Annotated in this window: 20 protein-coding genes; 5 read left to right on the top strand and 15 right to left on the bottom strand. The window is 51.4% G+C overall.

Annotation, left to right across the window (positions count from 1 at the left end):
- Positions 1-79: 79 nt before the first annotated feature.
- The 9 genes from QUD54_RS00290 to QUD54_RS00250 form a co-directional block, all read right to left on the bottom strand.
- Positions 80-916 (bottom strand): ROK family protein, encoded by an 837-nt coding sequence (locus QUD54_RS00290; RefSeq protein ID WP_286336960.1) that lies wholly within the window; start codon positions 914-916, stop codon positions 80-82.
- Positions 913-2322, bottom strand: a complete 1410-nt coding sequence (locus QUD54_RS00285; protein ID WP_286336959.1) for a glycogen synthase — start codon at positions 2320-2322, stop codon at positions 913-915. The genes QUD54_RS00290 and QUD54_RS00285 overlap by 4 nt, the downstream gene beginning before the upstream one ends.
- Positions 2323-2359: 37 nt before the next feature.
- Complete coding sequence (locus QUD54_RS00280) at positions 2360-3670, bottom strand: DUF2130 domain-containing protein (protein WP_286336958.1); 1311 nt, start codon at positions 3668-3670, stop codon at positions 2360-2362.
- Positions 3667-4698 (bottom strand): galactose-1-phosphate uridylyltransferase, encoded by a 1032-nt coding sequence (locus QUD54_RS00275; RefSeq protein ID WP_286336957.1) that lies wholly within the window; start codon positions 4696-4698, stop codon positions 3667-3669. Before QUD54_RS00275 ends, QUD54_RS00280 begins: the two co-directional genes overlap by 4 nt.
- A complete protein-coding gene (locus tag QUD54_RS00270) occupies positions 4691-6733 on the bottom strand; it encodes an alpha-amylase/4-alpha-glucanotransferase domain-containing protein (protein WP_286336956.1) in 2043 nt (680 codons plus the stop codon). Before QUD54_RS00270 ends, QUD54_RS00275 begins: the two co-directional genes overlap by 8 nt.
- Positions 6734-6894: 161 nt before the next feature.
- Complete coding sequence (locus tag QUD54_RS00265) at positions 6895-8913, bottom strand: glycoside hydrolase family 57 protein (RefSeq protein ID WP_286336955.1); 2019 nt, start codon at positions 8911-8913, stop codon at positions 6895-6897.
- A complete protein-coding gene (locus QUD54_RS00260; RefSeq protein WP_286336954.1) occupies positions 8914-11445 on the bottom strand; it encodes a sugar phosphate nucleotidyltransferase in 2532 nt (843 codons plus the stop codon).
- Positions 11446-11489: 44 nt separating this feature from the next.
- A complete protein-coding gene (locus QUD54_RS00255) occupies positions 11490-11768 on the bottom strand; it encodes an isoamylase early set domain-containing protein (protein WP_286336953.1) in 279 nt (92 codons plus the stop codon).
- 31 nt (positions 11769-11799) lie between these two features.
- Positions 11800-12759 (bottom strand): 6-phosphofructokinase, encoded by a 960-nt coding sequence (locus tag QUD54_RS00250; RefSeq protein WP_286336952.1) that lies wholly within the window; start codon positions 12757-12759, stop codon positions 11800-11802.
- Positions 12760-12915: 156 nt separating this feature from the next.
- Between QUD54_RS00250 and QUD54_RS00245 the strand changes: the two genes are divergently transcribed.
- On the top strand, positions 12916-14232 hold the full coding sequence (locus QUD54_RS00245) for an FAD-dependent oxidoreductase (RefSeq protein WP_286336951.1): 1317 nt from the start codon (positions 12916-12918) through the stop codon (positions 14230-14232).
- Entirely contained in the window at positions 14229-15608 is a 1380-nt protein-coding gene (pyk, locus tag QUD54_RS00240) for a pyruvate kinase (RefSeq protein WP_286336950.1), read from the top strand. The genes QUD54_RS00245 and pyk overlap by 4 nt, the downstream gene beginning before the upstream one ends.
- Here the strand turns inward: pyk and glgP are convergent.
- From glgP to QUD54_RS00220, 4 genes are read right to left on the bottom strand one after another with little or no spacing between them, the layout of a single operon-like run.
- Positions 15602-17242, bottom strand: coding sequence for an alpha-glucan family phosphorylase (glgP, locus tag QUD54_RS00235; protein WP_286336949.1), 1641 nt, complete (start codon positions 17240-17242; stop codon positions 15602-15604). The genes pyk and glgP overlap by 7 nt on opposite strands.
- Positions 17239-18507, bottom strand: coding sequence for a glucose-6-phosphate isomerase (locus tag QUD54_RS00230; RefSeq protein WP_286336948.1), 1269 nt, complete (start codon positions 18505-18507; stop codon positions 17239-17241). Before QUD54_RS00230 ends, glgP begins: the two co-directional genes overlap by 4 nt.
- Positions 18508-18517: 10 nt before the next feature.
- Positions 18518-20155 carry a phosphoglucomutase (alpha-D-glucose-1,6-bisphosphate-dependent) gene (pgm, locus tag QUD54_RS00225; RefSeq protein ID WP_286336947.1) on the bottom strand — a complete coding sequence of 546 codons (1638 nt, stop codon included), beginning with the start codon at positions 20153-20155 and terminating at the stop codon, positions 18518-18520.
- Entirely contained in the window at positions 20152-21102 is a 951-nt protein-coding gene (locus QUD54_RS00220; protein WP_286336946.1) for an EI24 domain-containing protein, read from the bottom strand. The genes pgm and QUD54_RS00220 overlap by 4 nt, the downstream gene beginning before the upstream one ends.
- A gap of 128 nt (positions 21103-21230) precedes the next feature.
- Here QUD54_RS00220 and QUD54_RS00215 point away from each other — a divergent pair, with 128 nt between their 5' ends.
- Together QUD54_RS00215 and QUD54_RS00210 are read left to right on the top strand one after the other, a co-directional pair.
- Entirely contained in the window at positions 21231-22166 is a 936-nt protein-coding gene (locus QUD54_RS00215; RefSeq protein ID WP_286336945.1) for a magnesium transporter CorA family protein, read from the top strand.
- A gap of 75 nt (positions 22167-22241) precedes the next feature.
- The gene (locus tag QUD54_RS00210; RefSeq protein WP_286336944.1) at positions 22242-23438 is read left to right on the top strand and encodes an OmpA family protein; all 1197 of its coding nucleotides are present in this window, start codon (positions 22242-22244) and stop codon (positions 23436-23438) included.
- Positions 23439-23477: 39 nt separating this feature from the next.
- Here QUD54_RS00210 and QUD54_RS00205 read toward each other — a convergent pair whose 3' ends face one another.
- Positions 23478-23705, bottom strand: a complete 228-nt coding sequence (locus QUD54_RS00205; RefSeq protein WP_286336943.1) for a restriction endonuclease subunit S domain-containing protein — start codon at positions 23703-23705, stop codon at positions 23478-23480.
- Positions 23702-23857: a hypothetical protein gene (locus tag QUD54_RS00200; protein WP_286336942.1), complete on the bottom strand. Its 156-nt coding sequence runs from the start codon at positions 23855-23857 to the stop codon at positions 23702-23704. Before QUD54_RS00200 ends, QUD54_RS00205 begins: the two co-directional genes overlap by 4 nt.
- Positions 23858-24008: 151 nt before the next feature.
- Between QUD54_RS00200 and mgtE the strand changes: the two genes are divergently transcribed.
- Entirely contained in the window at positions 24009-25373 is a 1365-nt protein-coding gene (gene mgtE, locus QUD54_RS00195) for a magnesium transporter (protein WP_286336941.1), read from the top strand.
- Positions 25374-25380 lie beyond the last annotated feature (7 nt).

The following is a 25380-nucleotide window of genomic DNA, read 5'->3' as shown; positions in this document are numbered from 1 at the left end:
GGATAGAGTCATTGGTCACTGGTCACTTGTCATTGGGAAAACAAATCAAAACTCCAATGACCAGTGACCAATGACCACACTACATTGTATCCAACAGAAGCTTTGCACCCTCCAACGAAGCGTTTTCGATGTGCGTCATCTCCACCCTCAAACCAACGCAGCTCGCCGCAAGTGCGTAGTTTCCGATTCGCTCGCGAACCGTATCCACCAGATCTGGATTGTGTGTGACGACACCGCCGCCAAGAACCAAAATTTTCGGATTGAGAAGCGTCACCATCGCCGCCGCTGCGTAAAGAAGCGCTTCGGTATAGGTTTCGGCGATGCCTCTGCAGTTTTCATTCTCCGATAGGCGGAGGCGCTGTAGGTCGGGGTTCTCTCCGCATCCGAAACGATCCATCCATTTTTTTATACCACTGCCGGAGGCGTAGAGTTCGAGACAGTTGTTTTTCCCACATCCGCAGCGGAAGGGGGCTTCCTTGTAGGGTAGATGGCCAACCTCACCGGCAAGGCTCCGCCATCCGTGCAATATTTCGCCGCCGGTAACGATGCCGCCGCCCAATCCCGTACCGGAGTAGAGTGCGGCAAGCTCTTTTTCGTTCCAGTAGACCGATTCGGCGAGTGCGGCACAGTTGAGGTCGTTTTCGATACGGAGCGGTATGCCCAGGCGTGTTTCGACAAAGGTTTCGATCTCGGGCTCTTCGACCTCGATATTGGGCGCCGAAAGAATGACACCCTCGTGCACCTGTCCCGCGAACGAAACGGCGATCGCATCGATATCGGGATGTTTTTCGATCATCGATTCGATGAAATTGCTCAGTTCCCGTTCACGACTTGGAAATTTTCCGCACACCTCCTCCTTTCCGACCAGTTCGTAGCGCAGCCACGTCCCGCCGGCATCGATGGCCAAACGGCTCATACCAACTCCTCGTAAAGGCTCAGATATCTCTGTGCACACCGCTCGATCGAAAAGTCGCATCCCATATCAAATTTCCGGATCCGGTTCAGTTTTTCTCTGGAGCCGTAGAGTGCCAACGCTTTGTCAACCGCTTCGACAAGGGCGTCGGCATGCATCGCATCGAACGGAACACCCAGGCCGCATATGCGCTTTCCCCTGACGATCGGATGGACCGAATCGCACAGACCTCCCACACGATGGACCACTGGAACGGTCCCATAGCGCATCGCGATCATCTGGTTGAGACCGCACGGTTCGAAACGTGAAGGCATCAGCAGAAAGTCGGCCGCGGCGTACATCCTGTGCGAGAGCGCTTCGTCATAGCCGAAACGAAGATGGATGTTCGCATACTTGCCAGCCGCCGTTTCCAGCGCTGTGTGAAACCTCTCTTCACCCTCTCCGAGTATCGCCAATATCAGCGGCTTTTGTGCCAGTTCTCCCAGCGTTTCGACAATCAGATCGACTCCCTTCTGCTCGACCAATCGTCCGATAAAGATGAAAAGCGGCCATTCATATTTATCCATATCAATCCCTTCGAGATAACCTTTTTTGCATCGCTGCTTACCTCTTAAAGCGTTTTGGCCAAAGTGCGCCGGAATGGCAGGATCTTTCTGCGGATCGTAGAGCTCGGTATCGATACCGTTGAGGATACCCGTCAGTTTCTTCCTGTGTTTTCGTAAAAAACCGTCCAATCCGAAGCCGAACTCGGGTTCTTGAATTTCGATGGCGTAGCTGGGGCTCACCGTCGTTACCGCATCGGCATGGGTGATCCCCGCCTTCATCCAGTTGACCTGCCCGTAAAATTCGAGCGATTCCATCGAAAAGTGGCGGGAGTCGATTCCGCACCGCACCATCGAATCGGGAGGGAACGTTCCCTGATAGGCAAGATTGTGTATCGTATAGACGATCTTGACGGGCACCCCCGCATCGTGTACCAGCAGTGCGGCAAGGGCTGTATGCCAGTCGTTGAGATGGAGAAGATCGAAACGGTAACGTTTGACGATCTCGAGGATTGCATGGGAAAAGATCGCGAAACGTAGATCGTTGTCTTGATACCCCTCTCCGGGAGGGCCATAAAGGTTTTCCCGGTCACAGAGCAGTTCGTTATAGACAAAGAGCACCTTCAACCCACGGTACTCCGCCGAAAAAAGTTCGACATCGTAGGATGCGTTCCCGAAAGTGAGCACAAAATGCTCCCCTGTCGGCCGGATACCGAAGCGTGTTTTGTCGATAAAAGCGTAAAGCGGCATGACCGTCGTTACATCGGCACCATCTCTCAAGGCCTTTGGAAGCGCATAAGCGATATCGGCCAGCCCACCGCTCTTGGCGAAAGGAAACATCTCCGCTGCGGCAAATAGCAATTTCATTCTCCATCCTTTCGATCTGTCCATACGTTCAAAAGCGCTATTCCTCTGTTTCTTTCTCGAAATAGGGAAGCTCCAGTGCCTGAATATGCCCGATTGCGTTGCCGGCTATGCCCCGTATGGAGCCGTAAAGTGCAGTCGTGTTGTCGAGGACTTTTGCAATCTGCTTTTCGCGCTGTTTCCAGATACGGGCCATGGCGCGTTTTTCGGCATCGAGGTCGGCTTGCATCTGGGTGAAGCCTTCGACGATCGCTTCGATCTGCATGCGGAACTCGTTGGAGGTGAGGTAGTTGTAGAGCAGACTCATCTTGTCGCTTCTGTTCTCCTGAGACTGCGTCACGTGCGCCAGCCTCACGATCTGCTCGCGCAGGACCGACGAGAGGGCTTTGAACTCTTCGTACGTGCAGACCCATACCCCATCGACCAGCCCCATGCGCTCCATATCTTTGGGCAGTACCTCCGTCACCAGTACACCGATGTCGGCCCCCTTCTCCCGAATGTCGGCTTTGAACTTTTCGATCCAGTTCTTCTGAAACTCTTTGGTGCGTTTGGATTCGTAGTAGATGGTGCCACAGTTTTGCATCTCGCGGGTGTTGACGACCTGCAGGCAATCGGCACCTCTGGCCCCTTTCTTGATCTCTTCCACCGTATCGAACGGAAAGTGTGTGTTCAGCCACTCTTCGATAGCCAGCTCCTGCACTTCGCCCTGCATCTGCTGGCTCCCCTGCTCCGCTTTGCGCTTGGCCTCTTCGAGTTGGCGGCGAAGCTGCTCGAGCTGCTGCTCTTTTTCTCTCAGCTTCAATTCACTCCGCTCTGTCAAACTCTTCTGGATCTTTTCGCGCTCGATCTCAAGCTGTTCGTTAAGCGCCTTTTCGGCTTCCAGTTTCGCCCTCTCTTCCACTTCTGCCTTTTCGCGTTTGAGCTTTTCGATCTGCGCTTTGCTTCGGTTGAGTTCCTTGACCTGTTCGGACTTTTCGGCCAGCTCTTTGCGCATCATTTCCAGTTGTTCACTCTGTTCGGCGGCGATCTTGGCTTTCAACTCCACTTCGAGTTTCCGCCGTTCGGTTTTCAACTTCGCTTCGACACGCGCTTGTGTCGCCTTTTCCAGCTCCTTTTGAAACTTCGCCTCCTGCGCCTCGATGGCCTCCTCTTTGGCTTTGAGTTCGTCCATCGCCTGTTTGTATTTGGCGCGATGCTCAGCCACCTCTTTTTGCAGTTTCGCTTTCGCCTGCTGTTCGAGTTTGACGTAAAGGCTCTGGCTGATGTCGATTTCAGTGCCGCAGTTGGGGCAGGTGACGGTGGTTTGTGACGGCATGCTCTCTCCCATATCATCAAACATGGACTTTCTCATCGATTCTCCTTAAGACTTCCGCGAAGCAGCGATGCCGCCTCTTCCGGTGCGACCGGGTTGATTTTCATACCGCTTCCGAGTTCGAAACCGCCGAGTCTGAAGAGGCGGGGGATGATACGCAGACCGAAACGCCACATCTTCGGAATATCATCGAAAAAATCTTCCGTGACGCTGTTTTTCTGCATCGGCGGTGTGTTGATGGTGATATTGAAATCGAAATCGTCCAGTTGGTCGTAAAGGGCTTCCATAACATTTCTCAACACTTTTCCAAGTTCCATCAGATGCATGTCGTCGAGGTCGCTGAGCGCGGGCCTGGGCTCTTTCGAAAAGATCGCCACTTCGAATGCGAAAGCGGATGCATAGGGACAGAGTGCGATGAAGGTGTCGTTTTCGACGACAATACGTTCGCCGCTTCTGCGCTCCTGCGCGAGAAGACTCTCGAAAAGTGAATGGCCGTGCATCCGGTAGAAATCGTAGGCGTGATGCAGCATCTGAAGTTCCCGCTTTGGAACGACGGGCAGAGCGATAAGCTGGGTATGCGGATGCGGCTGGGTCGCGGCACCGTAATGGCCGTGGTTTTTAAAGAGCGAAAAATAGACGAGCCGCAGATCGTTTTTCAGATCGTTGAGGCGAACCCGCATCGTGTAGAACCAGTTGAAAAACTCTTCTTCGCTCCATGCATCCATCCGAAGCAGATGGCGCGGGGTATCGACGATCACTTCGTGTGCCCCGAAACCTTCCCATTTTTCAAATATACCAACCTCTTCGCTTCTCCAGGGTGCTTCGATCTGCACCGCTTTGTAGAGGTTCGGAACGACGCGGGTTTTCCATCCGGGCGTATTGGGTTCGTTCTGGCGCAAGGCGAAGATCTCCGGCGGTGTCATCGCCTCGTGCCCTTCGCAGAACGGACAGGTTTTCGGTGTTTCCATCGGCACATTGTGCGGCTTCGAACAGTCGGGACGATGGAGCCGTTCCGGTGCGATCAGTGTGTAGTCGTCATGGATCAGATCGTAACGGATTTCAGACATTGCGCACCTTCAGTGAACCACTCACCCGCATCTTTCCGGAAAATGGTAGTACCGCCATAAGGCTCACACCCTGCGTCATCAGGTCGAACCCCTGTTCACTTTGGGAAACGGTCTGAAGCGGTGTGGCCAGAAGCGTAAAGAAATGGTCAAGTTCAAAAATGAGGCATCTTCGGGTATAGGGATCCTCAAGCGAGAAACTCTTGAGTTCGTGATGCGCCCCAGGGCCGAAACGTTCACCGTTGAGAAAGACGTCCGAAAGGTTTGCGAAATGGAAGTTGAACTCCATTCCATACTCGTAAATGTGGCTATTGTCGCTCTTGAGATCGATTGAAAATTCGGTCCCGTCAGGGAGGAAGTCAAACCGCTTCTGCAGACGTGCCGGACAGGCCGTCTCATCGTAGATACCACCGCTACGGACAAATGTCACCCCTTTCTTGTCGGCTTTCATATCGAAAGGTTGATTGGCGAAATCGGAAAATTCACGGAAGCTGCACTGCCTGAAACTCTCGAGATCCAGCGAATGATCACTGATATGGTCGACGAAAGAGTTTTTTAGATACCAGTCGTAGACGAGCGCCGTTCTGACCTCTTCGTCGATCACGTGCGAAGCGGTGTGAATGGTGCTGATACCCTCTTCCGAGCCGCTCTCTTCGGCTTTTCGCGACGCCTGCTCCTGCAACAGCTTTTCGTGGTATGCCTCTTTTCGCCGGGTCAAAACGTTTTGGAAATTGAAATGGCTCTTCCTGTCGTCGAACTCCACCATCTGGCCGCCGAATCTGCTGTCGAAACGCATGATGACATTTTCTCCGACATACTTGACCTCTTCATACCCGTTCATATTGATGTCGGCTGTTTCGACGACCCTCCTTTTTCCGTACCGCATGTTTTCGCACGCGATGAGGTAGCGATAGGCGTTGTCGCGGAGGTTGGGCAGGTAGAGGCCGCCAAAAACGCCGTGCCAGAAGACATCGTTGGTCTGCAGGGCATAGAGTTTTTCGAGATATTCCGGTTTGCCGAGATCTGCCTTGGAACATTCGATCATCCGTTTGTGAAGGCGGTTGGACTCTTCATACTTGACGAAGAAATTTTTCCAGATACCGCCTTTGAGGAACTTTTTCCCTTCTCTTTCGAAACGCGCCTCTCCCATCTCCGTTTTGAACCGCTCCAGCGCCAGTGCGTCGTCGGCTTTCAGACTCCACTCTCCCATTTCGTAATAGGAGACATTTGGAAGGTAGGCGATACCTTTCGCACGGTTTTGCGAAAGATAGGTTTTGTAGTGCATCGTCTCGATCACCTCGTCATTCAGCACGGCTTCGACGAAGGCTTCGAGCCACCCTTTTTCATAGACCCAGTGGTGCGTTCCCGGCCACATACCGAATTTTTCCGCATCGTCGAAGATGATGGCGGCATCTCCCGGATCGCGCCGGCACGCTTTGATCGCCCCGATGGCCGTTTCGACAGGTTTGAACGGCAGAGCGTAGCGAAGCGCCTGGGATATCGGAAAGAGTGCGATTTTCTCGCCGCTATCTTCGCTGTGGTAGTATCCGCCAAGCTGCTCTTTTTCAAAACCTGCCGCGATGAAATGGTAGTCATCGACAAGCGCATACCTGACACCTGCACGCGTGAGGTCGGGAATGAGCCCCGATTCCCACACCCTTTCGGTCAGCCAGAGTCCGGTAGGAGTCTGGGCGAAGTTTTTTTCGATCGTACGGGAGAGTTTCTCGATCTGGCCGATCCGGTCGCGAGAAGGGATGGCGCTGAGGATAGGTTCGAAATACCCCGCCGTCAAAAACTCGATCGATCCACATTCGCTCAACCTCTTCATATCTTCGAAAACATCGGGATAACAGCGGCGGATCTTCTCGAGAAGCCAACCACTGCAGTGAACGCTGAATTTGAATGCCGGATATTTTCTCATCGTACGGAAAAAAGGGGCATAGCAGCTTTCGACCGCCCGTTCGATCGCCTCGTCGAAATTGTCCACCGGCTGGTGCATATGGACGCCAAAGAGCAGCGCCGTCTTTTCATCTTTCACGTGTAAATCTCCTTTTTCTGAAGCAAGGCTTCCCGGTAAAAACTCCTCTTACCGAATCTTCGCCTTGCGGCGTAAATGAAACATTCAGATTTTCATCCATTCTTGGCGGTATGGTGCCCGAACGACATCGGCAACCCTCATGAACGCTTCATGCCAGTCTCCTATACAAACCAGTTTTCGGAAAAATCATCCTGCAGGTCGATGCCCAGTTCCGACACTCCCGGAAGCGTCTGGACGACCTGGCCATCAAGTTCCACTTCGATACGCAGATGAATCTTGTTCATTCCGCGGAAGATCCGTTTGGAGAGTGCAATCTCCACAATATCGCCCACCGCAAACGAGATATCGCCATGCAAAGGAGCGTCTGCCGCCGCCAGGTCGATCGGAGTGTCGAGCTCATCGATATAGATATGCAAAACGCCCGATCTTTTCAGTTTTTCCATATCGCCGTCGAGACGTAGATAGACGGCACCGCCGTTTTCGCCCCAGTAGATGGTTTCGATGGGGCCTCGCACTTTGTCCATTGTCGAGAAGAGGCGGCCTTCATCCATCATGCCACTGCCCAGCCATTCGAAAAAGGAGCTGATCCGGCCGTCGATCGTCGGATGGATCGGAAATTTCGGTTCGCTCATCAGTGCATGCAAGTCTCTCTCTCCGGCGATGGGCTGAAAGAGATTTGCAGGGGGCGCAACATCCATCAGACGGTAGATCTCGATCAGATGATTTCGAAAAAGACGGTCAAATTCGTCGGCATAGTCGGTAAAGTGATCATCGCCGTACCACCAGAACCAGTCAGAACATTCGGCGGCAAGGAAGTGGTCCGTGATGGCCGCTTTTTGCCGCTCATCCAGCCGCCCTTCATGCCGCAGATAGTCACGTTTCGTCTGGTAGATGCGCTCCCATGCCGTATTTTTCTGCGGATGTCCGACCCACGTGTCGAATGTACTGTAGATCCACGATCCAGGATGAATCTTCGGCAGCGTTTCGAAACCTTTCTCTGCCGTTTCATCCATCGTGACTGTCCGGCACCACTGCGTATCGTCGAGTTTCGTATAGAGTGCATCGAAAAAGTCGTAGCCGTTGTTTCGGTAGAACTCCCATGCATTTTCACCGTCGAGAATCACCGAAATGGCAGCGTCGCCGTATCTCTCTCCGATCGTGTGCAAATGTGAGACGAAATCCTCCGCAGCTTTTTCGGCATCCCAGAAGCGGTAGGTGAAGCCGATGAGGTCACTCAGGAAGTGGTCCCTGAAAGCGATGAAAAGGTTGTCGTAGCCATACCGCCTGTAGAGTGCCTCTCGTGTATCGCAGCCAAGCGATCTGAACAGAATCGCTTCGTCCGTGGCGATCCAGCGGATACCGTGCGATTTGTAGATGGCAACGCTTTTTTCGTCCACCGCCCCTTCTGCCGGCCAGAATCCGGTAGGGGAGAGGCCGAAAAGCTCTTTGTAGAGTACGACGGCACGCTCGACTTGTGCCTTCGCATCCCCTTCCAGGGAGAGTGGATCGGAAGGGATGGCCGTCTTCGGATTGGCGATCTTGGCGTTGTTCATGTCGAGAAGAAGAGGGAGAATAGGATGGTTGAGCGGTGTAGTCGCCAGCGAAACCTGTCCTTTTTTCAAAAGTTCTCCGTAAAATGGAAGAATTTTGGGAATGAATGAAAGAAGCGTTTCGATTAAAAGCGCTTTGTCCCTGGCGTCATACCCTCTTCCCTTTTTAAGCAGCGTGGCGATGTGTTCGTTATCTTTTCGAAGATAGTTACCGCACCACGCGAGCATGAACAGCACTTCGAACTCGACATATTCATCCGCGTTCAGCCTCTTTTTTTCATAAAGCTCCGCATAGCGTGGAAGTGGTTTGACCATCGTTTCAAACTGGCTGCTTCTACAGATTTTCAAAACCCACTCATATTCGTCGCTACTCAACGATTGGGGCGATTTGGCCCATAGTGACAAAAAGTGGTCACTCTCGACGCCCTCTTTTTCATAAAGTAGCAGCTGCTCTATCAGAGGAGGCGTAACGTTGAACGATGCTTTCAGACGAGGAAAACGCGAAAGTATCCACGGCATGTCGTAGTAGTCTTTGATCGCATGTAAAAAAACCCACGGCATTCGCATCACACCCTCTCCGTTGCGGTAGTCGGGTTGATGCATATGCCAGAAAAAGGAGAGGTCAACCATTTAGCTGTTTTGCATCCATTCTTCGATCATTTTTCCGTAGGTGTCGTGAAGCATCATCCCTTTCTCTTTGTCGGCTGCCTGAATATAGAGATTGAGATGTTCGCTGTACTGGTCGGGAATCATCAGAATCCAATCGCTGTCGTTCTCCCATATCTTGACACCGTCGACTGTGGAAGCACGCTTTCCTTTGGCATACTCCAGGAATTTCCGCATCATTTTTCCCTTCATCGACTGTGGACATGGAATACGGCATGTCTGGTAGAAAAAGTGCGTCATCCCCTTCGCGATATCGGAAAGTTTCAAGTTGTGACGTGTCAGAAGCTCCATGATCTTGAGACTCGCATACATCGCGTCGCGATGGAGAGAAAATTCGGTAAAGGCGTAGTTTCCGTCGATCGTTGCGATCAGATCGAACCGTTTCAATGTGGATGCTTTGAAGTTGGCGTACTTTCCACGTTTGATCATCAGATGTCTATAGGAGGGATCCATCAGGTCGGGTGCCCATGTCGGCAGGAAAACACGCATCTTTTTCCCTTCCGAAGCGGCCTGCATATCCATCAATTTGAGCACGGCCGTCAACGCTTCGACTTTGTCGAGTATCTCGCCCCGGTCCGTCACAAGTGTCAGACGCTGTCCGTGGGGATAGATGAGTATCCCCATGTCGAGGCCGAGATTTTTCACGATGGCGGAAATATCCTGCTTCGATTTGATCTTGTGATGCTGTATATTGGCCAGTTTTCTCGCATCGGTATAGGCATTGAGTATGATATTGTCGATCTGCAGGTCGGTCATGATTTGAGGAAAGACCTCTTTGGTAATGCCGAACATCAAATCGACGGCGATACGGAAACCGCCGCTTTTTACGATCTTGTGATCGATCGAATTTTCAAGTGCCGCTTTATAGCTCAGGCACTCTTCCTTTCGGTAAAACTCACTGTCGTGAATCTTTCCTATTTCAGTGTAGTCGACACGTCTGAAATCCTCTTTGAAAAAGGTTTTTTCGACCGCTTTGGCACTGTTTCCGTCAAGGCGCAGCCCCTCTTCGTTGTAGAGGGTGATGTCGATACTGGCCGGATCGTTCAGGTTTTTTCTGAAATAGGCTCCGGCGACGATCGAATCGTCTCTTTGGATGTTATAGCGCAACACAGCTGGCGGTACGTCGCGCAGATCGAGCACTTCGACACCTGTCGCGAGTAGCCCGCCGACAAAGGCACGTTTTATCATACGCGGGCTTTTGTCGTAATCGCGGCCGACGAGAACTTTGCTGCCCATCGGCAGTTGCGATCCGAACGCTTCTCCGATTTTACAGGCCATGTCACAGCTGATTTCGATATTGCTTTTTCCGGTAATACTGCCGTTTTCGAAAATCGTGTTTCGGTAGCGTGTGCCCCAGACGACATTGTTGTTGACGATGGCCGCCGGTTCGATCTCTTTGCCGGGCCAGACGGTGACATCCTGTTCGAAGGTTGCGAGTTTCCCCACCTTGCACCCTTCTGCCAGTATCAACCCGGCTTTTGCCGAGACGCCGTCCCCTATCTGAGTCTCGTTGCAGATCACCGCATTGTCGAGCACCACCTTTTTCCCGATCGTGATATCGTGCCAGAGAACCGAATTTCGAATGCGGCATTCGCTGCCGAGTGTCACGTTGTCCCCGATGACGACATTGTGCAGGCGTGTCCGTTTTCCGATCGAGACGTTGCCTCCGATGACGACCGTATCGATAATCTCGACGCTCGGATCGATCTCACTCTCTCCCGTCAGATATAGCGTACCGTCGGGATAGTCGATCTTTTTGCCCGGTATCTTGAATTCGAGACGTCTGTTGAGAATGTCGTCGTGCACTTCACGGTAGCTGTCGGGATTTCCGACATCCCTCCAGTACCCCGTCGCATTGTAGCCCATCAGGTCGATCCCCTCCTGCATCAAAAGCGGAAAAAGGTCTTTTGCGAAATCGAAGTTTTCTCCAACCGGAATATAGTCGAGAATTTCAGGCTCTATGATATAGATACCGGTGTTGATCGTGTCGCTGAACACCTCCCCCCAACTCGGTTTTTCGAGAAATTTCTCAATCTTCCCCTCTTCGTTGGCAATGACAACGCCGAACTGGAGCGGGTTTTCGACGGATGTGAGCGTGATCGTCAGTTTGGAGCGCTTCTCTTTGTGATATTCAAGAATTTTTTTGAAGTCGAAATCGGTAACGAGATCGCCACTTACAATCATGAAGGTGGTATCAAGATATTCGCGGCCGAACCCTACCGCACCAGCCGTGCCATAGTCGTCGTCCGGAAGGACGTAGTGGATCGTCACGCCCCATTTGCTGCCATCACCGAAATAATTTTTAATGATCTCGGGTTTGAAATAGAGAAGTATGACAACCTCTTTGATACCCGTTTCGATCAGTTTGTTGAGCGTATGCTCCATCATTGGCAGATTCACGATCGGAAGCATCGGTTTCGGAACGGAATTGGTCAGTGGTTGAATGCGGGTTCCAAATCCGCCTGCCATCATGACGGCTTTTATCTTTTTTGCCATTAGAATATCCTTTTATCAAATCTATATGAATATATGAAAAACTATTAGAGCTTCAATACCGAATTTTCGCTTCCGAACACTGTTCCGACCGTCGGGAGCGTCTCTTCTGTCATCCACTCCCTGCCGTCACACAGATAGCCGAACTCATAATTCTCTCCGGTAGGAAGCACTTTCGTGATATAGAATTCACCACTCTTTTTTCTCTTCATCGGTTCGGCCTCCCAATCGTTCCAACTCCCTTTGATCTCGATCGATTCGCATGCAATGGCGGGTGTCGTGAACGTTACCCACGTTTTCTTACCTTTTTTCGTCACTTTGATCATATTTCACTCCTCTTCAAATTTTAATTGATGTTCAGTCGAGCCGGTTGAGCATTCCTAGAAGCTCGGGGTCGATCTGATATTTATTGTTGACGATCTCATCGATCTCTTTCATTCCGAAATTTCCATTTTCCACGACGACGACTTTGTTGGAACTGGTCGCGGAGAGCAGATGATCGACAGCACGTATCGTACATTCGAAAGCCAGCATACGGTCGTTGACCGTAGGACTTCCGCCACGCTGGATATGTCCGAGTACGGTCACCCGCGTCTCCATTCCGATATCGTTTTCGAGCCAGTCCGCGATATCGAAAGTCATTTTCGTTCCCTCCGCTACGATAGCAAGTACATAATTGCGTCCGTGACGAATCTCTCTTTTAAGATGCTCCCTCGCCACATGCCAGTTGAAATCGACCTCCGGAACGAGGCAGATTTCAGCACCGCTCGTGATCGCCGAAACAACGGCGAGATAACCACATTCACGCCCCATCACTTCGACGACGAAAGCACGGCTGAACGTCGAGGCGGTATCTCGAATCTTGTCGAGTGCGTCGCGTATGACATTGAGCGCGGTATCCACACCCAGACAGGTATCCGTTCCATAGATGTCGTTGTCGATCGTCGTGGGGATACCCACGAAATTGAGGGGAAATTCCTGACTCATCTTCTCCATCGCACGAAAAGATCCATCCCCACCCAGGACGACGAGGCCGGTAATATCGTGTTTTTTGAGATTTTCATATGCCTGCTTGCGATATTCATACTCGTAAAAACGTTTGGAACGCGACGATCGGATAATGGCACCGCCTCTATGCAAAATGCCCCCGACATCTTTGTGTGTAGCGGGATGGATCTTTCCGTCGATCAACCCATCGAGTCCATTGTAGACGAAATAGGGTTTTTCACCTTTTTCGTACAGATAATCGACGAACTTCTTGATCGCCGGATTCATTCCAGGTGCATCGCCCCCGGAACACATAATCGCCAATGGCATTCACACTCCTTCGTTTCTTCTATATTACCGATTGAAAATAACCGTTTCATTACACAAGATGTTAAAAACTATATGATATCATTATGAAACTGAAAAAAGGTAAACAGATCCATGAATCACAGTGAAATTATGATAATCGGGGGAGGACCTGCCGGTATGGTAGCAGCCGGGACCTGCAGGCAGTATTACCCCGAAAAAAAGATAACCGTTATAAAAAAAGATGAAAAATCTCTCGTGCCGTGCGGCATTCCCTATGTTTTTGGTCCCTATCTGGAATCCCCGGAAGACGATATGATCCCATGCGGAAACCGGGCGGCGAAAATGGGGGTCGAACTGATTCACGACGAAGTGGTGGAGATCGACTTCGACAACAAAGTGGCCAGGGGACGCAATGGCAGCCGCTACGGTTACGAAAAGCTCATTATCGCAACCGGTTCGATTCCCAAAAAACCGACATCGATCGAAAACTACGATGCCGACGGAGTTTTCTATGTTCCCAAAGACCCCGATTATATCCTCAGAATGCACAGCCGTGTCAAAGCGATGGAACACGTGGCCGTGATCGGGACCGGCTTCATCGGGGTGGAGATTGCCGGCGAACTCGCACGAAGCGGAAAAAAAGTGGACCTTGTCGGATCCCGTATTCTCAAGCACGCCTTCGACCCCGAGTTTTCCGAACAGATGGAGTCGATCATGCTGCACGACAACATAACATTCCACAAAGAGAAAAAGACGACGCGTATTCGTGTCGACGATGAAGGGCGAGCCGGCGGCATCGAACTTCACGACGGGACGCTCATCCCCTGCGACGGTGTCATCATGGCGACCGGCTACGTTCCCAACACGGAGATGGCGAAAAAGAGCGGCCTCTCCATGCGCCGATACGATACGATCTATGTCGATGAATATATGCGAACAACCGAATCCGATGTCTTTGCCGTGGGCGACTGTGCCGAGAAACGCCATTTCATCACCAAACGTACCGTCCCCATCATGCTCGCTTCCACCGCTACCGCGGAAGCACGTATCGCAGCGGCGAACCTCTACAACATCAACATTATCAAAACATTCTCCGGTACGATCGACATCTTTTCGACCGTCGTCGGCAACACCTGCTTCGCATCGGCAGGTATCACCGAAGAGGATGCACGAAAAGAGTTTATCACGATCGAGAGTTCGACGATCGTCAGTGACGACAAACACCCTTCGAAACTTCCAAACAACCACAAACAGACGGTAAAACTCGTCGCACTCAAACGCAGTGGTACGGTCATAGGCGCCCAGATCATAGGCGGCATCGATGCCGGCGAGATGATCAACATTCTCGCTGTCATCATCGAAAACAAGATGAGTGTCTTCGACCTGCTCAATCTGCAGGTCGCCACCCATCCGCTTCTGACCTCCGCTCCGACCGCCTATCCAATCGTCCAGGCGGCCCAGAACCTCGTTGCCAAACGGATCGGAGAGTTGTGATAGCGAAGGTCAAGATCGTTGCGACGCTGGGCCCCTCGACCAATACGCGTGAATCTATCGCCGAACTGATCGACCGCGGCGTCAACGTCTTTCGTCTCAACTTTTCATACGGCACATACGACGAACATTCCGAAACCATTCGTGCCATCCGAGAAATAGCAGAAGAGAAATCCAGGCAAATCGGTATTTTACAGGATATCTGTGGCCCAAAAATCCGTATCACGGGACTCGAGAAACCAATCGAAGTCAAACGGGGCGACAGACTCAGGGTAAGCAGGCGTCCGAGAGAGGAAGCCTTCTCTTTGACATATCCGGAGATTGTCGATGCATTGAGGATCGGCGACAAGATCTTCTTTTCCGACGGAACCGTCCAAACCCGTGTCGTCGGGCACGATTCGGAGGAGAAGATTCTCGAGGTTATGACACCGGGACGTCTCATGAATGGAAAAGGTGTCAATTTCCCCGAGGCCGATATCACGCTCCACGCCCTGACGCAGAAAGATCGGGAAGATATCCGTTTCGGTGCACAGATGGGAGTCGATTTTCTGGCAGTCTCTTTCGTAAGCAGCGAAAAGGATATTGCGGAAGCCAGAAGCATACTTCATGAAAGCGGCGGTAGCGCCTGGGTCATTGCAAAGATCGAACGCAAAAGCGCTCTCACTCGACTGGAAGCCATCGTCGAGGCGAGTGACGGTGTCATGGTCGCACGTGGAGACCTGGGTGCCGAGGCAGGCTTCTCGCATGTGCCGGTTTTGCAAAAAGAGATCATCCGTATGTGTAATCTCAAAGGAAAACCGGTCATCACCGCCACACAAATGCTCACATCGATGATCCATTCACCCTATCCGACGCGTGCCGAAGTCTCCGACATCGCCAACGCTCTTTTCGACGGTACCGATGCCGTCATGCTCTCGGATGAGACAGCTGTGGGTGAATACCCCTTCAAAGCTGTCGACGTTCTGATAGAGACCATTGTCGAAAGTCAGAAATTCTATCCCTATTCCAGCCCCTTTATGCCGGAACCGAGAGAGGCGTTCCCACATGCGGCGGCAGAGCTCTCTTCCGTTCTGGCATCCGACCTCATCGTCGCGCTGACACTTTCCGGTTACACGTTGCGGCATTTGAGCAAATTCCGGCCACAGAAGCCTCTTTATGCCATCAGCACCGATTCTGCACTGGTCAACAAAACGACACTGGTATGGGGATGCGTCTCATGCGTGACGATCGAAAATTTCAGCAACGAGAAAGAGCTGGTGGAGAAGTTTCTAAAGTCGGCGAAGATCGATCCGGAAACTTTTTTGCTCGTTACCGGTTACCTGGGAGAGAAGATCTCCCTCGGGAAAAGTGTCCGGTACATCGACCGGACGCATCAGTAGTCGTACATTTTTTCGTAATACTCTTTCACCATGCGTGAAGAGCTGAAATAGGCGAGAATATCGTTCATACCGTTTTTCGCGATCGTAAGCCACGCTTTTTCATCGTCGTAATACATGGGCACGATCGTCTTTTCGAGCTTATCCATCATCGCCAGGTAGTCGAGACGGTCGATCTCTTCATTCGGGAGGGACGGGTCGGCGTGGGGGATCGAGAAAGAGTTGATGCCGTCTTTTTGAAACTCCGCATGCCAGCCGTCGTCGATCGAAAAGTGGATCGAAGCGTTGACGCCGGCGCTCATACCGCTCGTTCCACTCGCTTCGCGTCCCCATCTGGGCGTATTGAGCCAAAGATCGCTTCCTTGCTTCAGAAGTTTTGAAAGACGAAGCTCGTACCCGGTCAGTACGGCGACGTTTTTATACTCCTTGCTCATCATCACGAGATCGTTGAACATCTGCACGGCACGATAGTCGAGAGGATAGGGTTTTCCCGCCCAAATGATTTGTACCGGACGGTCGGTGTTGGAAACGAGTGCTTTGAAGCGCTCCATGTCGTAGGTCAGAAGCCAGGGCCTTTTGTATTCCGCAAAGCGCCGAGCCCACACGATTGTCAGCACATCGGGGTCGAAAAGCTTTCCAGTCTGGTCGGCGACCTCCTCGAAAAGTTTGTGTTTGAGGTGTTTTTTCCGCCCGATGAGCTGGTAGTCTTCATGCTCCTGCATCCAGCTCATAAGCTGTTTGTCAGCCCAATAACGCATGTTCTGGGCATTGGTGATACTGATGATCTCACAGCGGTCCGGAACATCTTTCCACATTTCATTGGCCACTTTTTCATGAATTTTGGAGACGGCGTTCGCACGTTTGGACGTTTTGAGGGCCCCGACGGTCAGAGAGAACCGTTCGTCACGGTACCCGAGTTTTTTCTGGACCTCTTCCACGCTGATGCCGTTGAAGAAACCCATCCGGTCCAGTAGGCGGACATCGTGCTCTTCGTTACCCGCCATTTCGGGTGTATGGGTGGTAAACACGACATGCTTTTTCAACGTTTCGAGATCGTCATATTTTTTCATGAGTTCGAAAACCAGCGGCAGTGCGTGTCCCTCGTTCATATGGTAGACGTCGATCTGAATTCCCATCGCCTCGAGAACCTTGACCCCTCCGATCCCCAACACGATCTCCTGCGCGATGCGCGTCTCTTCGTTCGCATCGTAAAGTTTGTGGCTGATCGTTCTCGAGAGATGGTCGTTTTCAAAGCAATCCGTCGTCAAAAAGATAACGGGTGCACTGTCGAATGTCGACGCCGGAAGAAGATAGGCCTTTACCGTCACCGGCTTTCCATTGATCATCACTTCGACGGTGACACCGGTCTCCTGGATAAAGTAGTAGAATTTCCGGCGATAATCGATCTTGAGCGTGCTGTCTTCGTGTCTACTCTGATCGTAATAACCATAGCTCCACAACATACCGATCCCGATCGTTCTTTGCCGCCTGTCGTTGGCGCTTCGCATATGTGATCCGGCGAGAAAGCCAAGCCCGCCCGAATAGGTCTTCAATGCCTGGGCAATGGCGAACTCCATCGAAAAATAGGCGACCGACGTACTGTATTTTTCATCTATAACGTATGGGAAAAGGTTCATATTTTTTTGGCCTTGTGGAATTTTTTTGCAAGAATTTTTTTACCAAGTTCGACACCCGGTTGATCGTACGTATTGATATGCAGCATCGCGCCGGTCAGCGACGTCAACAGTTCATAATAGAGAATCAACTCACCGATATTCGTTTCGCTGAGACGGTCCAGAACGATCGCATCGACGGGCACACCCTGCTGCGCCACACTTTCACGGGTTGCGTCACATTCGGCGTTGATCAGCTCGTTGAACGTCCGGCCGTTGACGAAATCGGTCTTTTCGATATTTTCGAGGGTGATTTCGGGAATGGTGAGCGGATTTTCGAAATTTTCTATTTTCATAAACGTAACCGTCTTGTCCCGCGGGCCTTCAATGATAAGCTGTAAAAAAGAGTGCTGGTCGACCGAACCGATCTGGCCCAACGGCGTCAGCCCCACACGGTTTCCGCATCGGTCGATTTTTCCAAGCGACTCTCCCCAGAGCTGTACATACCACTTCGTGAAATCCTCGAGAAACGTGGCATAGGAGAAGAGCACGTTCATTCGGTGGGATTCCCAATGGCGCGCGATAAAAACGGCTTTGATAAGCAGATGTTCCGCCTCCCCGTTGAAAAAACGGCGGACCATCGCCACGCCTCCATCGAGAATGGAGCAGGTATCGTACCCGGCAAGTGTCAGGGGGACGATGCCCACTGCACTCAAAACCGAAAAGCGCCCACCGACATTGTGGGGAATCGTATAGGTTTTGATACCGTGACAGTCCGCGAAATGGCAAAGCGCCGAATTTTCATCCGTAATGGCGATCAAACGCTTTCTGTCTTCTCCATCCAGGTCGAGATCGAAATGGGCGATAAGCGCTTTGAAAATCGACATCGTTTCGATGGTCGAGCCCGATTTGGATATGACGATGAAAACGGTTCGATCTTTTTTGATCGTCGAGAATTTCTGTGAAATCTCGACCGGGTCCGGATTTTCGAAGAAGAGAAGACGCCTGGCTTCAGGATATTTGTGCCGCAGCATCGAATCGATGGCTTTGGCCCCCAATGAAGAGCCTCCGATGCCAATGACGGCTATGGTGTCACAGCTTTTGACGGCATCGTTCGAACCCGCATAGGCATTGACTTCCGTTACAATCATTTTGGAGTCTTCCGGAAGATTGTAATAGCCTGCGATGCCTTTCTCACGCTCTTCCACGACACGCCCCATCGCTTCCGCCATCAACATTTCGGCATCGTCATCGACCTGCCACTCAAAATCTCTTTCATAAGTAATCATATCAATCCTTCTATTTAGATGCGAAAAGGTCGGCCACAATCTTTTGTGCGGCATCCTGTATCGCTTTGAGATGTTCGGCAGAGAGGAAACTCTCCGCATAGATCTTGTAGATATCCTCCGTTCCGGAAGGGCGCATCGCCACCCAGCCGTTTTCCGTTACGATCTTGAGCCCGCCGATCGGTGCGCCATTGCCCGGTGCACGCGTGTAGATACTCTTGATCGTTTCGCCAGCCAGTGTCTGTGTCGTAATCTCTTCGGGCGATAGATTTTTCAGTTTCGCCTTCTGCTCGGGCGTTGCGGGCGCATCGATTCGTGCATAGAAGGCTTTTCCGAACGTTTTTTCGAAATCGGCATAGATCTCGACCGGATCGCGTCCCGTTTTGGCCTTGATCTCGGCGGCAAGAAGATTCATGATGATACCGTCCTTGTCCGTAGACCAGACCGAACCGTCGAATCGAAGGAACGATGCACCCGCACTCTCTTCTCCGCCGAACCCCAGCCATCCCTCGTAGAGTCCATCGACGAACCATTTGAAACCGACAGGTACCTCGTAAACATCTTTCCCGAGACTTTCGGCGACACGGTCGATCATCGAACTGCTGACCAGTGTCTTACCGATTTTCAGTTCCTGTTTCCATGCCCTCCGTTTGAAAAGATACCAGATCGCGACACTGAGGTAGTGGTTTGGATTCATCAACCCTCCCACAGGTGTCACGATGCCATGCCGGTCGGCATCGGTGTCGTTGCCGAATGCGAGGTCGTATTTCTCTTTGAGCCCGACGAGCGAAGCCATCGCATAGGGTGAAGAGCAGTCCATACGGATCTTGCCGTCATGATCGAGCGTCATGAAAGAGAAAGTGGGGTCGACATAGGGATTGACGATCTCCATATCCAGCCCGTAATGCGCTTTGATCTTCTTATAAACACCGAGTGCGGAACCTCCGAGAGGATCGGCCGCCAGTTTGAGACCGGAAGTTTTGATGGCATCGATGTCGATGATCTCGCCAAGCGCTTCGACATAGGGGGTGATGAAGTCGTACATTTCGACAAAAGGTGTCGTAAGTGCATATTCGTAATCGATACTGCGGACATCCTTTAAACCATTCTCGAGAATTTCGTTGGCCCGTTTTTCTATCATGGCCGTAACGTCCGTATCTGCAGGTCCGCCATTTGGAGGGTTGTATTTGAACCCCCCATCTGCAGGGGGATTGTGTGACGGTGTGATGACGATACCGTCGGCTTTCTCACTACGCTTTCCGTTGTGCTCCAAAATCGCGAACGAAACAAGCGGTGTCGGTGTGAATTCGCCGTTTTTGGCAATACAAACATGCACTTCGTTGGCCGCGCAAACGGAAACGGCACTCATCTGTGCGGGTATCGAAAGTGCATGCGTATCTATCCCGATATAGAGAGGGCCGGTGTAGCCCATCTCTTTTCTATATTCGCAAACCGCCTGCGTGATGGCGAGTACGTGTGCTTCGTTGAAACTCTTTGTCAATGCACAGCCCCGATGGCCGGAGGTGCCGAACGCCACCCTTTGGCCCGGGACGGAAACATCGGGCTTGAGTACATAGTAGGCGCTGATCAGCGCCGGTATATCGGTAAGCCTCTCTTTGGGAACGGGTTTTCCCGCAAGGGGATCGATCATGATGCCACTCCTTCTGTTTGTTTGTTTTGGCCGCTCTTGTGCTCCATGATCCAATGGAAGAACATGATCTGCCCGAAAAAGGGCGCGAAAATATTGATGATCGGAAGGAAATTGAGAAGCGACGCGAAGACGGCGATACTCCAGATCGTATAGCGATGCTCCCGAAGGTGCCGATAATCCTCTTCATTGCAGTAGAGGCTGCATGCACTCAGAAAATAGGACTCTCTATAGAGCCATGCCCACAGGAAAAGCTGTATGAAGACATTGGCAATGGGAATGAAGAGAACCGGAAATGCGATGATGGAGAAGAGGACAAAAAGGATGCTGTCACGAATCACGCTGATATGGTGTGCTTTGCCTATTTTGCCTTTTTCCGTCACCACATCCGGATAGTCGAGTTCCTTGATCGCCTCCAGAAACGGGCGCCTGAAGTAGGATATGACCAGAAAGAGCGTCAAAATAAAAGCGTTGTAAAAGATGTAAAAGGCGAGTAGCCACGAGATGAGGTCGGCAACGGTCTGAAAAGGGAGCAGTGTCAGAAATATCTGCATCTCTTCGTTGATATAGTGCCAATTCAACAAAATCGAAAGGGCCCAGCCGGCCGAAAGCAGCAAAAGTGTCGAAAATGTGTAGATGTAGTAGGTCTTTTCTCCGAGCTTTCTCAAAAGCGGCAGGCCAAGCAGTGCCGTAATCGCCGCGAACGAGACCAGAACCGCGATCAACCAGATAAAAAAGACGATGAAAAGTGCACCGTTCGCTTTGACGATCGAAAAAGGGATCCAGCTTATAATCTGTGATGTAATGGCCACGGAGGGGGTCCAAAATATCCAGCCGATCCATATCCACAATGCCATAAGCGGAAGACCGACCGCCAGCGCAAGCCGGAGAATATCCCACCGCAATATATCTTTTATACTCCGTAAAAAATAGCTGTTGACTCTCTTCATCGACGATCCTTCCCATCAGAATATAACCGCATTTTAACAAAGAGTTGCAAAAAGTTTTATTTCACTCCTGCGCCACGTCGGTTGTTCAGGGAGTTTATTGTACTATTTTCAAAAAAGATGGAGGGCCGATGTACATCTTTTCCGACCGCCTCTATAGAAAAAACGAGATCAAACTCCGGGACGACAAAAAACAGATCGTCTTTACCACGATCGACAACCACGAGATCATCGAATGGCTCGAAACGCACAATTTCCCGGAGAGTTTCATCGAAGACATCACAAACGAAGACCAGAGTGTCGCCTATGAAGAGAACGACACGTTCAAACTCGCCATCTTCAAATATTTCCAGAAAGATCCCGAAGATGAGCTGCTTTACCATGCGGAAAACATCGTCATCATCATCACCGTCAACAAATTCATCTTTCTCGCGCGCGACGAAAAGATCGTCAAGAGCGTCGTCAACCATCTCTATAAACGCTACAAGCCCAACGACTCACTCGAATACATCATGTATTCCGTTATCGATGTGCTGGTCGATCAGACGATGAGTATCGTCGATAAAATCGACAATCGCCTCGAAGAGATCGAAGACAGGATTTTCGACGAGACGCTCGACGAGCAGGAAGTTCAGAAAAACCTCTACTTTTCACGCCGCTCGCTCAACCGCATCGGAAAAGTCTCGGTCCAGCATAACGATACGGTCAACAAAATCATCAACCACCTCCCCGTAACGGTTCGAGAAAAACTCCGTTATGAATTCATCGACCTCAAGGAGCATCTCTCCTTTCTGATCAACGAATCGAAAACCTACCTCGACCGCACCGGCTATCTCCAGACACTTCTAATGGGATTTCTGAGCAACCGGATGAACCAGGCGATGCAGCGGCTTGCCGCCATCTCGCTCATCTTTCTCCCGCTGACCTTCATCGTCGGAAACTACGGTATGAATTTCAGATACATGCCTGAACTCGACTGGAAATATGGTTATCTACTGGTTTGGGGGCTCAATCTCGGTATCGCCTATCTTATTTTCAAATGGCTCAAAAAGAAGAAATGGATTTGAACTCTTTTTGTTTCATTAAGTATTGAGCGAGATTTGGATAGAATGCTACTAATTTCAAAGAGGAGTGTAGTCAAGATGAAAAAATTTGGTTATTTGGTACTGGGTGTCATGACGGCTGGGTCGTTGATGGCTTCCGAATATAAATATTCCGTAACACCGATGGTCGGGGGCGAATCGAGCCTCAGCAAAAAGTTTCTCGACAACGGGCTGAGCCTGGGTGCCAGAATCGGGTACAACATGGACAAACGTCAGAGTGTCGAATTGGGATACGACTATCTCGGAGGTGTCGACTACAAAGATATAGGCGGCGACACGAACGTCCACCAGATGACCGCCAACTATCTCTACCACTTCGAGGATGAAGGAGAGAAATTACGTCCCTACCTTCTTGCAGGTCTCGGTGCCGAAGATTTCACCGACAACAGAGGCGGTCTCAAAGATGGGGGTATCGCCAATTTCGGTGGTGGTCTCAAATACCTTCTCACCGAAACGATGGGACTTCGCCTGGAAGTTCGTGATATCGTTCGATTCCATGACGGAGGCCATACGCTCGCCTACACGGCTGGACTCGATTTCGCACTCGGAAAAATCGAAAAGGCGGCACCCTCTCCTGCGCCGGCCGCCCCTATGGCTGCCGCGGCAGTTGCACCCCTTACCTCCCTCGATAGCGACGGGGACGGTGTGCTCGACTCCCGAGACAAATGTCCCAATACACCTTCGGGTACGATTGTGGATGGAAACGGGTGCGCCCTCGACAGCGATGGTGATGGCGTCGCCGACAACTTCGATCGATGTCCCGGCAGCAAAACCAACCAGGTCGATGAAACGGGATGCCCTCTCGACAGCGACAATGACGGTGTTCCCGATTATCTCGACCAATGCCCCAATACACCGGCCGGATTCAATGTCGATGAAAGAGGCTGCACCGTAGGCATTACGCTGCATATCGACTTCCCGACAAATTCTTCGAAAATCCCGGCTGAATTCATGCCGAATATCGAGAAACTTGTCGACTATATGAAAAAACATTCCGACAGCAAGGTCATTCTGGAGGGCCATACCGACAGCGTCGGATCGGCTGCATACAATCTCCAGCTTTCGAAAAGACGCGCCGAAGCGGTCAAAGAGGCACTCGTAGCTCATGGTATCGACGCTTCCCGTATCACGGTAAAAGCTTTCGGAGAGTCGAAACCTGTGGCATCGAACGATACACCCCAAGGACGTGCACAGAACCGACGCGTCGAGGCGCTCATCCTTCCTTCGAGACGCTGACGATCTACACCCTGTCCCTGCGCTATGCAGGGAACTCGGTCAATCACGCTTGCAGATAGACTCTCTCGCCTTGATCGTTTCGAGTCGCTTTAGGATATGTTCGAGTTCCTGAAGGTTCTCTTCACACTCTCTTTTCAGATCGTCCCTTTTTCGTACGATGAAATCGATCTGTCGCTGAAGATCGTCGAGATCGATCTTGCAATGTTTCGCCGCCTCCTCCTCTTTGTCGAGCACCCACTCCGTCATCTTTTTCAAAAACTCTTTCATTCTGTCGATTCTCCTTTTTTGTAATTTCTCTCACACTCCGCTTTGAGGCAGTTGGGAACCGGCCTGCCTTCGATGAAAGCGAGCATATTCCGAAGCGAAATCTCCATGATACGCCCAAGCGCCTCTTTCGTTTCGAAAAAGGCGATTTTCATACGCTCCCTCATGTCTCGGTTGAATGGCAATAGTATACCATCAACCACCTTTTCTTTGAAAAGAGTGAATATAGAGAACCCCGATTTATGCTCAGGTGTTTAAGAGGAGATGTGCAGTAGAATATTGCCCGATAAATCGGAGGAGGCGGGAATGCAAAGAAATATCGACGAACTCTGCATAGAGATCGAACGCCGAATCAAACTTTTCCAAGAAGGCATGGACGAAAACGCGCATGCCTATGAAATCGCCGAACTTCTCGAAGAGGTGCGGGAGCAGAGCAAACCGCGCTTTATCGAGCTCCTCAAATCGTTCCCCGAAGACCTGAAAGCCGACGTACTCGCCGAACTTTCGAAGAGTGCACAGGAAGACGCTCTCGAAGCGATCGATGCCAAAGAGCTCGCCGAGATCATCGAGGAGATGGACACCGACGACGCTGCCGATATCGTCCAGCAGATCGAAGAGATCGACGAAGTCAAAGCCGGCGAAGTACTCGATGAAATCGACGAAGAGGAGAGCAAAGTCATCCGTGAACTCATCAGTTACGATGAGGACGAAGCGGGTGCCTATATGCAAACGGAGCTCTTCAAGGCCTACATCGACGAGACGATCGGCGAGTCGATCAAACGTCTCAAAGAGATAAAAAAGGTTTCGGGACTCGACAACGCCTATCACGTCTTCATCGTCGACAACAAGGACCGTTTTCTCGGAATGATGCCGATGGAGGATCTCGTCTTGCACGGGCCCAACGAAATCTACCGCAACATCATCGACAGAGAAGGTGCACTGACGGTCTCGATACGCCCACAAGATCCCATCGACAAAGTGATCGAACTGGCCGGTAACTACAACATGAACGTCATCCCCGTCGTCGACGAGTGGGGAATACTGCTTGGACGAATCACCGCCGACGACATCTACGACCTGATGGAGAAACAGGCGACAGACCAGATCTACGGCATGGCGGGCGTCCAGGAGGAGTCGGAAGAGAGCGAAAACATCATCAAAGCGGGAAAGACGCGGGCATTCTGGCTGGGAATCAACCTCGTCACCGCCATCGCCGCTTCTGTCGTCATCGGATTTTTCGATTCGACCATCCAGTCGATCGTGGCACTTGCGGTCTTGATGCCGATCGTCGCGTCGATGGGAGGCAATGCCGGCACCCAGTCTCTAACGGTTACGGTGCGCCAACTCGCGCTCGGCGACATCGACCCCACGGAGGCGAAACGGGTCATCACCAAAGAGGTTTTGCTCTCTTTGGGTAACGGCCTCATCTACGCCGTCGTCATGGGGCTCATCGCCTATACATGGTTCGACATGCCGATGCTTGGCGTCGTGATCGGCCTCTCGATGGTCATCAACCTGATAGCTGCCGGTTTCTTCGGTGCGATGATTCCGCTGGTACTCAAAGGGCTCGGCATCGACCCTGCCGTCGGATCTTCCGTCCTTCTTACGACCGTCACCGATGTGGTGGGCTTTTTCAGTTTCCTCGGCCTCGCGACGCTGATTCTGCTTTAAGATAGCC

This window comes from Hydrogenimonas cancrithermarum (assembly GCF_030296055.1).
GTDB classification, from domain to species: domain Bacteria; phylum Campylobacterota; class Campylobacteria; order Campylobacterales; family Hydrogenimonadaceae; genus Hydrogenimonas; species Hydrogenimonas cancrithermarum.
This window is presented reverse-complemented; position numbering and strand designations above follow the sequence as displayed.